We start from the raw sequence: 14,411 nt of genomic DNA on the forward strand, positions 1-14,411 counted from the left end.
TTCGATTGACTAGCGGTAGTGAAAGGGATTGGTCGAAACAGTTGCTGCTATCCAGACGAGACTAGCTAATTCGGGTGTAGCACTGAGTTTCGCAATAACACCTGGAATCATAATCTTTTCGATTGTATGCCCTGCATCAAGCAGTGCAAAGTCCAGTTCAACCGCATCATGTGCCTGATGATAATAGATATCGCCTGTGATGAGCACATCGGCCTCTGACTGGGCCGCTTTCTTAATATAGCGATTGCCATCGCCACCTAACAGCGCGACAGTCTCAATCCTTTTTTGCGGTAACCCAACAAATCGAACACCATCTAACTGCCACACTTTTTTTAATGTTAATGCGAGTTGTTCTAAGGTCAGCGGTTGTTTTAAGCGGCCAATACGACCGATGCCATACACTTCATCAGCCAATGTCGTTGTTTTCTCCAAGAGACGTACATCGCTCAACTCAAGTGAGGCAGCTAACATATCATTGACGCCACCATTAGCAATGTCGAGGTTCGTATGGGCGGCATAGACTGCAATATTATGTTTCAATAGTTTAGCGATCATCCGACCACGTGAATGATTTGTGTCAATCGCTGTCAGTGGCATGTATAACAGTGGATGATGGGCAATAATTAAATCGACTTTGTTAACAATTGCTTCATCAACGACCGTTTCAAGCACATCTAGCGTCACAAGCACACGGGTAACTGCTTGTTCAGTTGAACCAATCTGTAGACCAATCGGATCATTGTTCATTTTCAAACGTGGATCCGCCCATTGCTCCATCACTTCGATTACTTTGCCTACAGTTACCATCTATATCACCTCATTAATCTCAGCAATTGCAGCTTGTAACTGCGCTATTTTAGCTGTGTTGGCTGCTTTAACATTCGCTTGTTCAATCCGTTCAATTATAGTCGCTAATTTCGCCTGCTCTGCTAACCAGTACTTTTTAAAGACAGCCGTTTTTTCAACCATTAGATGAGGCCCAAAACGGAGCTGTTGTGGTGTGTAGTTAATCGGCGTGAAACTCTTTTCTAAGACGAGTACCTCATAAATCTTACCTTCTTCTTCAAGGATTGTCTCAGCGATGATACAATAATCATTCACTTGCGCCCACTCTCGAATCGCATGAGCAGCAATATTCGGTTGTAACACTAGTCGCATCGTATCTGTTAATTTCGCCTGACCTTCCTCTAAAATCGTACGAATCAACGGGCCACCCATACCGGCAATCGCAATGGTATTAACAGCATCATCAGCTTGTAAGACGGCTAAACCGTTACCCTTACGTACACTGATTTTGTCACTCAAGGCTAATGACTGGACATGCTGTAAAGCCGATTGATAAGGACCTTCGACCACTTCGCCAGCAATAGCTGATAACGCTTTGTTAGTTAGAATCGCATAGCAAGGTAAATAAGCATGATCCGAACCAATATCGGCAATATGTGCCTCTGCTGGAAAATAATCAACGACTGTTTTTAGTCGCACTGATAGTGCTCGTTCATTCATCGCTGTGACCTCCTGTTTCATTTTCAAGTACACGTGTTCCTGCATGATAACCGGCTAACCGACCGGTAACGAGTGCACAGGTAATGTTGAATCCACCGGTGTACCCGTGAATATCAAGAATTTCGCCACTGAAAAAGAGTCCTTTAATCTTTTTACTTTGCATTTCCTTTGGAATAATTTCTTTAACGGAGACACCACCGCCTGTAACAAAGGCCTTATCAAAATCATATGTTCCCTTGACCACAAAGCGAAAATCTTTTAATTCAGTTGCGAGTTGCACCCATTTTTTAGGTGAGATGGCGACACTCATTTCTTCGGCATCGATTTGCAAGCGCTCTAAGAAAAACACGAGTAAGCGCTCTTGAATTAAACCTTTCAAAGCATTCTTCACTTGTTTTTTTGGATCTTCTTTCACACGTTGGTTAATGTCAGCTTGAATTTCAGCTAACGTTTTATCGGGAAACTGATCCAATTTCATCGTGACTGTCTCTACCTTATATTTCTCCTTTGTTTTAATCACAAAAGAGCTACAACGTAAGGCTGCTGGTCCTGATACGCCAAAATGGGTGAAAATCATATCCATCTTATGTGTGACGACCACTTTGTTTTTCGGGTTTAAAACCGTTAGATTTACTTCTCGTAGCGAGATTCCTTGTAAGGTCTTATCTAAAATAAATGGTTCATCCGATAAGACTGGTACCTCAGTCGGAAACAATGGAGTAATCTTATGTCCCGCTGCTTTGGCCCATGCATAGCCATCCCCTGTCGAACCTGTTTTAGGAACCGCTTGACCTCCTACAGACACAACCACATTTGGAGCGTATACTTTATCGCCACGAATTGTTTCCACATAGTCAATGGTATCTTCGTTGTAGTGAATCGCTTTAACGGGACAGTCTTGCCAAATTGTAATATCTAATTCTTCCATGCGTTGGGCTAATGCTGCTAACACATCACGCGATTTATTCGTGGTAGGAAACATCCGCCCATGATCTTCTTCTTTAAGACCGACGCCAACACCTTCAAAGAAACGGATAATATCTTCATTATCGTACATCGCAAAAGCACTGTATAAAAACCGGCCGTTACCTGGCACATGTTTAATAATTTCATCGACTGGTAAGCGGTTTGTTACGTTGCATCGTCCGCCACCTGACATAACTAATTTACGGCCTAGTTTATGACCTTTTTCAATTAATAAAACTTTTTTACCTTGTTCAGAAGCCGCAATCGAAGCCATTAGACCTGAAGGTCCACCACCGATTACAACCACATCAAAGTTAGTCAAATACGCCACCTCAAACTCATTTTTTATTTACTCTTATTTTAGCATAGAAGCCTTTGTTTTTATAGCTTTGACCTCTTTGAGATACCGTTAAAAACAACGATGCTCTCATATTAATTAAATACAAAAAAAACACCCTTTCGGATGTTTATAATGGCTTGGCAACGTCCTACTCTCACAGGGGGAAACCCCCAACTACCATCGGCGCTAAAGAGCTTAACTACTGTGTTCGGGATGGGAACAGGTGTATCCTCTTTGCTATCGTCACCAAACATGTGTTTGAATTTCATCTAACCATTGTTCTTCATCGTTGTCTCCTTCGTCTCAATTGTCACATACAAACGTATGCTCCGCAATCAACTCATTGACGCCTTGAATAACTCGCTTATCTAAAATTCACATTAATAGATAAATCATCTACTAATTGCTTGGATAATTATGAAATTATCATGAAAGCTTGCACTCTCAAAACTGAATACTAATTGATGTTTTTTCGAAAGGTAACAACCCATCGTCATTTTCGCTTTTAAAACTTAATAAGGTTAAGTCCTCGACCTATTAGTATTCGTCCGCTCCGTACATCGCTGCACTTCCACTCCGAACCTATCAACCTGATCGTCTCTCAGGGGTCTTACTCACATAAAGTGATGGGAAATCTCATCTCGAGGGGGGCTTCACGCTTAGATGCTTTCAGCGTTTATCCCTTCCACACATAGCTACCCAGCGATGCTCCTGGCGGAACAACTGGTACACCAGCGGTGTGTCCATCCCGGTCCTCTCGTACTAAGGACAGCTCCTCTCAAATTTCCTGCGCCCGCGACGGATAGGGACCGAACTGTCTCACGACGTTCTGAACCCAGCTCGCGTACCGCTTTAATGGGCGAACAGCCCAACCCTTGGGACCGACTACAGCCCCAGGATGCGATGAGCCGACATCGAGGTGCCAAACCTCCCCGTCGATGTGGACTCTTGGGGGAGATAAGCCTGTTATCCCCGGGGTAGCTTTTATCCGTTGAGCGATGGCCCTTCCATGCGGAACCACCGGATCACTAAGCCCGACTTTCGTCCCTGTTCGACTTGTAGGTCTCACAGTCAAGCTCCCTTGTGCCTTTACACTCTGCGAATGATTTCCAACCATTCTGAGGGAACCTTTGGGCGCCTCCGTTACTCTTTAGGAGGCGACCGCCCCAGTCAAACTGCCCATCTGACACTGTCTCCCACCCCGATAAGGGGTGCGGGTTAGAATGGTCATGTCACAAGGGTAGTATCCCACCAACGCCTCATCCGAAGCTAGCGCTCCGGAGTCCAAGGCTCCTACCTATCCTGTACAAGTGACACAAACATTCAATATCAGATTGCAGTAAAGCTCCACGGGGTCTTTCCGTCCTGTCGCGGGTAACCTGCATCTTCACAGGTACTATAATTTCACCGAGTCTCTTGTTGAGACAGTGCCCAAATCGTTACACCTTTCGTGCGGGTCGGAACTTACCCGACAAGGAATTTCGCTACCTTAGGACCGTTATAGTTACGGCCGCCGTTTACTGGGGCTTCAATTCGCACCTTCGCTTGCGCTAAGCACTCCTCTTAACCTTCCAGCACCGGGCAGGTGTCAGCCCATATACTTCATCTTACGATTTTGCATAGACCTGTGTTTTTGGTAAACAGTCGCTTGGGCCTATTCACTGCGGCTCTCTCAGGCTTTCACCTTAATAGAGCACCCCTTCTCCCGAAGTTACGGGGTCATTTTGCCGAGTTCCTTAACAAGAGTTCTCTCGCTCACCTTAGGATTCTCTCCTCATCTACCTGTGTCGGATTGCGGTACGGGCAGTCATTAACTAACTAGAGGCTTTTCTTGGCAGTGTGGAATCAGAACCTACGGCACTAGGTGCCACCACATCACAACTCAGCTTACGCGGAAAGCGGATTTGCCTACTTTCCTGCCTAATTGCTTGTACATGCATATCCATCAGCATGCGTTCGTATCCTACTGCGTCCCCCCATCGCTCAAACATTAATGACTGGTACAGAAATATCAATCTGTTGTCCATCGCCTACGCCTATCGGCCTCAGCTTAGGTCCCGACTAACCCTGGGCGGACGAGCCTTCCCCAGGAAACCTTAGATATTCGGTGGACGGGATTCTCACCCGTCTTTCGCTACTCATACCGGCATTCTCACTTCTAAACACTCCACCAGTCCTCACGGTCTGACTTCGCTGTCTTTAGAACGCTCTCCTACCACGAACATCATAGATGTTCATCCACAGTTTCGGTAATACGTTTAGCCCCGGTACATTTTCGGCGCGGTGTCACTCGACTAGTGAGCTATTACGCACTCTTTAAATGGTGGCTGCTTCTGAGCCAACATCCTAGTTGTCTAAGCAATACTACATCCTTTTCCACTTAACGTATATTTAGGGACCTTAACTGGTGGTCTGGGCTGTTTCCCTCTCGACAATGGATCTTATCACTCACTGTCTGACTCCCGAGTATAAGTCGATGGCATTCGGAGTTTATCTGAATTCAGTAACCCTAGATGGGCCCCTAGTTCAAACAGTGCTCTACCTCCACGACTCTCTACCTCGAGGCTAGCCCTAAAGCTATTTCGGAGAGAACCAGCTATCTCCAGGTTCGATTGGAATTTCTCCGCTACCCACACCTCATCCCCGCAATTTTCAACTTACGTGGGTTCGGACCTCCAGTAAGTTTTACCTTACCTTCATCCTGGACATGGGTAGATCACCTGGTTTCGGGTCTACGCCTACTAACTAATTCGCCCTATTCAGACTCGCTTTCGCTGCGGCTCCGTCTTCTCGACTTAACCTTGCTAGTAAACGTAACTCGCCGGTTCATTCTACAAAAGGCACGCTATCACCCATTAACGGGCTTTAACTACTTGTAGGCACACGGTTTCAGGAACTATTTCACTCCCCTTCCGGGGTTCTTTTCACCTTTCCCTCACGGTACTGGTACACTATCGGTCACTAGGGAGTATTTAGCCTTACGGGATGGTCCCCGTGGATTCCGACGGAATTTCTCGTGTTCCGCCGTACTCAGGATACATTCTGGAGAGAAGCGCTTTTCGTTTACGGGACTGTTACCCTCTTTGGTTAACCTTTCCAGGTTACTCAACTAAACGCTTCCTTTGTAACTCCGTGTAGAATGTCCTACAACCCCAAAGAGCAAGCTCTTTGGTTTGGGCTGTTTCCGTTTCGCTCGCCGCTACTCAGGAAATCGATTTTTCTTTCTCTTCCTGCAGGTAATAAGATGTTTCAGTTCCCTGCGTCTGCCGTCAAACAACCTATGTATTCAGTTGTAGACACTATGCGATCAAGCATAGTAGGTTTCCCCATTCGGAAATCTCTGGATCAAAGCTTACGTACAGCTCCCCAAAGCATATCGGTGTTAGTCCCGTCCTTCATCGGCTCCTAGTGCCAAGGCATTCACCGTGCGCCCTTTCTAACTTAACCTTCAGATTTGTGTTCGTTGTTAAACAACTACTAACGCCTCTTTACTAATCACCTTACGGTTTTTAGTTCGACATAATGAACATATGTCTGGTTGGTCGTGCGATACGACCTGATGATTATAAATCACCTAAAATGAGTCTCGGTTGTTACTTGGTCTTTCTATTTCATATCAATTAGTATTCAGTTTTCAAAGAACAAACATAAATGAGAAGATTGACTTCTCAAAACTAAACGAACAAGCAGATGTCATACAACAATTAATGTAACTTATCACACCCGAAGGTGTGTTCCTATTCCTTAGAAAGGAGGTGATCCAGCCGCACCTTCCGATACGGCTACCTTGTTACGACTTCACCCCAATTATCTATCCCACCTTAGACGGCTAGCTCCCGAAGGTTACCAAACCGGCTTTGGGTGTTACAAACTCTCGTGGTGTGACGGGCGGTGTGTACAAGGCCCGGGAACGTATTCACCGTAGCATGCTGATCTACGATTACTAGCGATTCCGGCTTCATGCAGGCGAGTTGCAGCCTGCAATCCGAACTGAGAATAATTTTATGGGATTGGCTCCACCTCGCGGCTTCGCGACCCTTTGTATTATCCATTGTAGCACGTGTGTAGCCCAGGTCATAAGGGGCATGATGATTTGACGTCATCCCCACCTTCCTCCGGCTTACACCGGCAGTCACTTTAGAGTGCCCAACTTAATGCTGGCAACTAAAATCAAGGGTTGCGCTCGTTGCGGGACTTAACCCAACATCTCACGACACGAGCTGACGACAACCATGCACCACCTGTCACTTTGTCCCCGAAGGGAAAGTTCTGTCTCCAGAATGGTCAAAGGATGTCAAGACCTGGTAAGGTTCTTCGCGTTGCTTCGAATTAAACCACATGCTCCACCGCTTGTGCGGGCCCCCGTCAATTCCTTTGAGTTTCAACCTTGCGGTCGTACTCCCCAGGCGGAGTGCTTAATGCGTTAACTGCAGCACTAAGGGGCGGAAACCCCCTAACACTTAGCACTCATCGTTTACGGCGTGGACTACCAGGGTATCTAATCCTGTTTGCTCCCCACGCTTTCGCGCCTCAGCGTCAGTAACAGACCAGAGAGCCGCCTTCGCCACTGGTGTTCCTCCAAATATCTACGCATTTCACCGCTACACTTGGAATTCCACTCTCCTCTTCTGTCCTCAAGTCTTCCAGTTTCCAATGACCCTCCCCGGTTGAGCCGGGGGCTTTCACATCAGACTTAAAAGACCGCCTGCGCGCGCTTTACGCCCAATAATTCCGGACAACGCTTGCCACCTACGTATTACCGCGGCTGCTGGCACGTAGTTAGCCGTGGCTTTCTGGTTAGATACCGTCAAGGGGTGAACAGTTACTCTCACCCTTGTTCTTCTCTAACAACAGAGCTTTACGACCCGAAGGCCTTCTTCGCTCACGCGGCGTTGCTCGGTCAGACTTTCGTCCATTGCCGAAGATTCCCTACTGCTGCCTCCCGTAGGAGTTTGGGCCGTGTCTCAGTCCCAATGTGGCCGATCACCCTCTCAGGTCGGCTATGGATCGTCGCCTTGGTAAGCCATTACCTTACCAACTAGCTAATCCAGCGCGGGTCCATCTCACAGTGACAGCCGAAACCGTCTTTCACTTGAACATCTTATGATGTTCAGCACATTCGGTATTAGCATCGATTTCTCGATGTTATCCCCAGCTGTGAGGCAGGTTACCCACGTGTTACTCACCCGTCCGCCACTAACTTCAAAGGAGCAAGCTCCTTATCCGTTCGTTCGACTTGCATGTATTAGGCACGCCGCCAGCGTTCGTCCTGAGCCAGGATCAAACTCTCGTTAAAAAGTAACGGTGTTTAAACCGTCAAATGATCCTTAACTAGTTCGCTAGCTAAAAATTTATTACTTGTTGTCGTTACGAAATTAATTGGTTAAACTCCTAAGAGTTTAACCATATAACATCTTTTTTGTTCGTTCAGTTTTCAAAGGTCAATCGTTATCGGCTCTCGCTGACAACTACTTTAGTATAGCATGTCTATTAACTTGCGTCAACATCTTTTTTCGTTATCATTTTGTTCACATCGCTGTGTTCTTTTTGACAACTTCCTAATAATACCACGTCACCTTTCTTCGGTCAAGGTGTTTTTAAAATACTTTAACAAGCAATACGAAGATTCATCATGCCCTATACTAACCGACTTCCAGCCTAATTGCTTATAAAATCGCAATGCCGTTTCATTTTGACACACACATTTTAAACTTATTGGCTCATCAATTAGATCAATCACTGTTTGTAGTAACGCACGACCGACGCCACGACCTTTTTCTACTTGATCAACATACAGGTGATGAACAAACTTATCTGGCAAATAAACACTAATAAAACCAATAATTCGACCTCTCTTTTCGCAGACATAAATCGCTTCATCAATCGTTTGCTGATCAAATTCCATAATATGATACTCCTTTCGTTCCCAAGAAAAACATTCCTTCCTAACCTTATTAAACAACAGGCGTAATTGTAGCGCATCAGTCTTTTGCATTTCCCTAATAATCATTTATCCATCGCCTCCATCACACGTTTTTCAAAATAATCTTTTATCGCTTCTTCATTATAGAAGCGACAGGTTTTTTCATAACAAATTTGCAAACGGAGCGGCCCTTCGGTTTCATACACTTGCCAAATATCAGTCATCTTTTGATATTTTTGTAATGTCTTCACCTTTCGGATGACTTCTTTCCCTTGAAAAACAAAAGTTGTATCAGCCTTGTCTTGGGCGATTAAGTAACTGCCCCAACTCGTTGCTGACAAGCCATAACGCTCAATATCTCCACTAAAAAAACGAAAGGCTTTTTCCGCAAGCTGCGCATACTTTTCATCCCCTGTCAGCTGTGTTATCTGAACAAAGGTGATTGCTATTACAGCATTGGCATTTGGTAAGGCGGTGTCAAGCCCATCCTTCTCACGTACAACCAATCGCTCCGACTGCTCGGCTGTATAGAAGAATCCCCCTGTTTCTTTATCTTCGAAACATTCACACAGTTCTGCAGCTAACCTGATAGCAATCTCAAGGTAAGCTGTTTGATAGGTTGATTGGTGCATTTCGATACAGAGACTTATAAAATAAGCATAGTCTTCTAAATATGCTTTTTTGCCGCTCACCCCTTGATTGACGATGGCATAAAGTTCATTTTTATAACTCCTATCATATAAGGCCTTAAACTGTTGAATCGCCTGATTTATAAGCACTTCTGCCTGCAACACGCGCCCTGTTTTCGCTATCGCCTTTATCATCAATGCATTCCAACCTGTTTTTTGTTGCGTTTCAATGTAAGGAGCTGTTCGTCGACGACGGCTTTCAACCAGTTTATCACGACATTCACGCAATTCAACAGCTGTTAGATCCGTCTCCGCTTCGTTGATATAGAGAATATTTTCCCCTGCGATATCACCTTCTTGTTTAATACCGTATCGATAAGCAAACGGAACACCTCGCTCAACACCTAAAACGGCAAGCACTTCATCTAATGTCCACGTATAATAATCGCCTTCTATTTGATTACTATCTGCATCTATCGCACTTGCATATAGCATCGTTTGTTTAAAGTTCTCATCAATAAACTGAAGCATCTGTCTCGCGACCTTTTGATAACGTGGCAACCGATACTTTTCATAAGCTTCAATATAGACTTCAAGCAGCAACGCTTGATCATAGAGCATTTTTTCAAAATGAGGCATGCGGTAACGGGAATCTGAGCTATATCTAAAAAAACCATATTCAAGCTGATCATAAAGCGCGCTATTTTTCCAAGCATCTAAGGTTTGAATGACCATTCGACTCGAATAAACATCTGCATACGCTGTCTGATAAGCCATCAAAAAACGCAAAGGTGCACTTGTCGGGTATTTAGGTGCTGCCCCAAAACCACCATTTTTGACATCAAAGGCCTGTAATAATGAGCGATACATTCGCTGTAATGGCAACGGTTCTAATAGCGGCTCACTTTTACTGCTTCGCTCCAAATCTGCCACCAATTGGTGACCTATGTCGGTAATCATTACCGGTTTTTCTTCATACATCCGTTTTAAATGACGCAAGACTGACATAATATCGGGTCTGCTACCCTCACTCACCTTTGGTAAATACGTCGCGGCATAAAACGGCTGCTGTGTTGACGTTAAAAAGACATTCAACGGCCACCCGGCAGTCCCCGTTAATATTTGACACACTTTTAAATAGAGCGAATCGATGTCAGGTCTTTCTTCACGATCAACTTTAATCGCGATAAAATGCGCATTTAAATAGGCGCCCACGATTGGATCATTAAACGATTCATCACTCATGACGTGACACCAGTGGCAGGTCGAATAGCCGCTACTTAAAAATACCGGTTTTTGTTCTGACTTTGCCGCCAAAAAAGCCGCTTCGCTCCAAGGATACCAATTAACAATATCTGTTGCATGCGCTTTTAGATAGGGTGATGTTTCATTCTTCAAGTGATTATATCGTTTCATTTTCGTCATCCATCCTCTAATAATTCATCTGATTGCTTTGTTCTTTATTATACACGTTTCCGCTTTAACATCACTGTTGTCTCGCTTAATTACAATAATTATTGTAAAAAACCTTTACTATTCTGGCCTTACCTTTGATAATAGAAGATAGAACGACTAAAGGAGTTGAACTAAATGGAACTACTTTCCCACACTATGGATCTCTTATTTGATCCAACTGGTATTATTGAAGGTGAACGTTTTGAATTCTTTATTAATTTTACGGTTGATGAGGATGATGAACTGTATGAAGCAAACGGCCTTGAATTACGCGTCTTAATTGGCAAGAAAGACGAAAACATCCGTCTGATTACTTACCATATTCGTTCAATCGCTAAAGACACACAGATTGACATTGCATTAGACGAAGATGAAGAAGCAGAAATTTTAGCCTATTGTAGCGCTAAAATCACCGAACAATAAACATCTTAGATGAACCTTCCTTGTAAAAGTGAGGTTTTTTTATTACCTTGTTTAACCCTATTACACGATTTGATTGGAGGATTTCTATGCGCCACCTTTTATTACCAGCTACTTTAATTGCCACTGTCGGTCTTTTATTCAGCCCACTCACTACCAATGCATTAACAACAGAGACAGCCGTCGACGCCACAACTGCACTCGAAACATTAAAAGACGAAGACCTCTCTCTGTACGATAGTAAAACTAATGCAAATGATCATCCGGAAACAGCGGTTGCAGACGATGAGAACTCTCCCAAACTACGAAGTTTCAGCGCTAAAGTTGTTTATCCACCGGTCAACGACTATCTTTTAGCGCAGAAACTCACACCGAATGCAATTCAAAACAAACGTTTTTTATTACAACAGGTACTCGATAAAGAAAATCAAACAATGCCTTATAAAACAACCTCAAAAAAACCAAATGGCATCGTCATTCATGCGACAGCTGGTGGGCCAAATGATAAAATTGATAACGAAATTAATTACATGGTCAATAATTGGGGAAACGCCTTCGTTCATAGCTTTGTTGATTATCAAAGCATCATCGAATTGCACGATCCTGCCTATAGCGCTTGGGGAGCAGGACGCTATGCCAACGCGTTAATGGCTCATGTTGAATTAACAGAAACCAATACATATGATAAATTCGCACGAAGTGTCAATAATCAAGCGTATTATGCGGCCGCTGTCTTACGAACGTTTGACCTCAAGCCAGACAACGCTGAGTTTGATGGAATCGGTACGATTTGGTTTCACTCCACAGTTACACTTTTTTTAGGAGGAACAAATCATAGTGATCCGAGCGGTTATTTCGCTCAATTCGGCTATACCCAGAGCCAATTTTATGACCTTGTTGTTCGTCATTACAACCAAATGAGCGACGCTATTACCAGTCAAAAAAAACTGAATATTACGACATATGTTGAACAGAGTAACCAGAAAGATATTATCTGGTCCAAACCTTATAATACAGCCGGCGCTACATCAGTCGGGGCCGCGAGTAAATACAACCAACAACAAGCAACCGTAATCGCTGAAGCAACTACAACAAAAGGCACCTACTACCAATTTCAGATTGCTGGAAAAACAATTGGTTGGCTCGATAAGAAAGCCTTCAAACAGTATGACGAACTGCTTTCTCAAAAAACGGTTAATTACACCCGCTTCATTGATCAAACGAATAAGAACAATATCATTTGGTCCAAACCTAATAATATTGTCGGTGTAAAAAAAAGCGGGACAGCTTCCAGTTGGCACGACAAGGAGGTCACTATCGTTGCCGAAGCAACCACAGCCAGTGGCACATACTACCAGTTTAAAGCCAATAACAAGGTCATTGGTTGGCTTCATAAGGCAGCCTTTTTCAAACCGGATACGACGACAAAAAAAGCGATTAGTTTGCAACGGTTTATCAAACAAACAACACGTAAAGATACCATTTGGTCACAGCCTTATCGGATAAATGGCACATCTAAGGTAGCTAGCGGTACCCTTTACGATGGACAACAAGCAGACATCATCGCTGAAGCGACCACTACCAAAGGGGCTTATTACCAATTTAAAGTAAATAACAAAACAATTGGGTGGATGGATAAACGCGCCTTCGTTGACGAAGAAAAGACCGTTGTTAAAGCCGTCAATTTGGACCGCTACATCGACCAAACAGGTCGTGTCGATAAAATATACAGTCGTCCGAACGGTCTGCTGAATGTCACAACAGTTGAAAATGCCACAACCTATCATTATCAAAAGGTAAAAGTCATTGCCGAAACCACCACTAGTAAAGGAAACTTTTATCAGTTCAGTTATAACAATAAAACAATTGGCTGGCTTGCTAAACAAGCCTTTGTTAGCGCCTCCGATATTTTGAGCCATAAAACCCTCTCGTCAGATCGCTTTATCTCATTGCCTAACAAAGACTATGCCGTTGCAACACAACCCTATAAAGCAATTGGTTATCAAAAATTAAGCGCTGGCAAAAAATATGAAGGTCAGCAAGTTCACATTATTCAACAAGCAACCACTAAAAACGGTTTGTATTACCAATTCCAAATCAATGGTAAAACAATCGGATGGATGTTCCATAAAGCTTTCGTCCCAGAAGAGAAAATAACCATTAAAACAGTGAATCTTACAAAATACATCGATCAAAGCAGTCGTGCGGATAAAATATATAGTCGTCCGAACGGTCTACTCAATGTCACAACTGTTAGAAACGCCAAAATTTATCATTACCAAAAAGTAAAAGTCATTGCCGAAACCACCACCAGTAAAGGGACATTTTATCAATTCAGCTCAAACAACAAAACAATTGGTTGGCTCGCTAAACAAGCATTTGTTACACCAAAAGTAAGCTCGGAGAAGACGGTGTCATTTGAACGCTACATTTCATTACCCGTCAGAGATTACGCCGTTGCAACACTTCCTTATAAAGAAGTCGGATACAAAAAATTAAGCGCTGGCAAACCCTATTTAAATAAAAAAGTGACTGTCATTAAACAAGCCACTACTAAAAATGGCCTCTATTATCAATTCCAACTGAATGGCAAAACGATTGGGTGGATGTATCATAAAGCTTTTGTTACGACCGAACCGCTTTCGATTAAGCCAATAAAACGCACACTGTTTATTGATCAATCAAATCGAAAGGATACAATTTATAGCCAGCCGAACGGACAGCTAAAAACACAAGTGTTAGCAAAAGCCAGCAGCTATCACCTCAAAAAAGTATCTGTTTCTGCTGAGACAACTACAAGTAATGGTACTTTTTATCAATTCACGTACAATAACAAAATAATTGGGTGGGTATTAAAACAAGCCTTTGTTGCTCCACAGGTCACTGCCGAAAAACAAGTTTCCTTCAATCGAACAGTTGTAATTAACGGGAGAGATTATGCCGTTGCAACACTCCCTTATAAAGAATATGGCTACAAAAAATTAAACTCCGGCAAAAAATACCAAGCAAAAAAAGTCCATATCATCAAACAAGCCACTACTAAAAACGGTATCTATTATCAGTTCCAGGTAAAGGGTAAAACAATTGGTTGGATGTACTATAAAGCCTTTAAATAATTGTCAAACGCTTAAATCAGCTCAAATTCCGAGTAGATTTAAGCGTTTTTTTATTG

Annotated in this window: 7 protein-coding genes and 3 rRNA genes; 2 read left to right on the top strand and 8 right to left on the bottom strand. The window is 43.4% G+C overall.

All coding sequences use genetic code 11. The annotated features are described in order from the left end of the window. Positions 1-9: 9 nt before the first annotated feature. The 8 genes from ACJYYY_RS08860 to ACJYYY_RS08895 form a co-directional block, all read right to left on the bottom strand. On the bottom strand, positions 10-807 hold the full coding sequence (locus ACJYYY_RS08860) for a Nif3-like dinuclear metal center hexameric protein (protein ID WP_035314988.1): 798 nt from the start codon (positions 805-807) through the stop codon (positions 10-12). After that, the gene (locus ACJYYY_RS08865; RefSeq protein WP_035314987.1) at positions 808-1,506 is read right to left on the bottom strand and encodes a tRNA (adenine(22)-N(1))-methyltransferase TrmK; all 699 of its coding nucleotides are present in this window, start codon (positions 1,504-1,506) and stop codon (positions 808-810) included. Then, complete coding sequence (locus tag ACJYYY_RS08870) at positions 1,499-2,794, bottom strand: NAD(P)/FAD-dependent oxidoreductase (RefSeq protein WP_035314986.1); 1,296 nt, start codon at positions 2,792-2,794, stop codon at positions 1,499-1,501. The genes ACJYYY_RS08865 and ACJYYY_RS08870 overlap by 8 nt, the downstream gene beginning before the upstream one ends. A gap of 153 nt (positions 2,795-2,947) precedes the next feature. Further along, positions 2,948-3,063, bottom strand: a 5S ribosomal RNA gene (gene rrf / locus ACJYYY_RS08875). A 266-nt stretch (positions 3,064-3,329) separates the two neighbouring features. Beyond that, positions 3,330-6,259 (bottom strand): 23S ribosomal RNA (locus tag ACJYYY_RS08880). Positions 6,260-6,560: 301 nt separating this feature from the next. Continuing rightward, positions 6,561-8,108, bottom strand: a 16S ribosomal RNA gene (locus tag ACJYYY_RS08885). Together the 16S, 23S and 5S rRNA genes form the textbook arrangement of a ribosomal RNA operon. Positions 8,109-8,384: 276 nt before the next feature. After that, complete coding sequence (locus ACJYYY_RS08890) at positions 8,385-8,822, bottom strand: GNAT family N-acetyltransferase (protein ID WP_035314269.1); 438 nt, start codon at positions 8,820-8,822, stop codon at positions 8,385-8,387. Continuing rightward, positions 8,819-10,780 carry a thioredoxin domain-containing protein gene (locus ACJYYY_RS08895; RefSeq protein ID WP_198015717.1) on the bottom strand — a complete coding sequence of 654 codons (1,962 nt, stop codon included), beginning with the start codon at positions 10,778-10,780 and terminating at the stop codon, positions 8,819-8,821. The genes ACJYYY_RS08890 and ACJYYY_RS08895 overlap by 4 nt, the downstream gene beginning before the upstream one ends. 174 nt (positions 10,781-10,954) lie before the next feature. On the opposite strand from ACJYYY_RS08895, the gene ACJYYY_RS08900 reads away from it, so the two are divergent. Further along, a complete protein-coding gene (locus ACJYYY_RS08900; protein WP_035314268.1) occupies positions 10,955-11,242 on the top strand; it encodes a DUF6509 family protein in 288 nt (95 codons plus the stop codon). 86 nt (positions 11,243-11,328) lie between these two features. Continuing rightward, a complete protein-coding gene (locus tag ACJYYY_RS08905; protein WP_408868842.1) occupies positions 11,329-14,355 on the top strand; it encodes a GW domain-containing glycosaminoglycan-binding protein in 3,027 nt (1,008 codons plus the stop codon). Positions 14,356-14,411: the final 56 nt, after the last annotated feature.

Origin of the sequence: Brochothrix campestris (genome assembly GCF_046058945.1) — a bacterium.
Taxonomy (GTDB): domain Bacteria; phylum Bacillota; class Bacilli; order Lactobacillales; family Listeriaceae; genus Brochothrix; species Brochothrix campestris.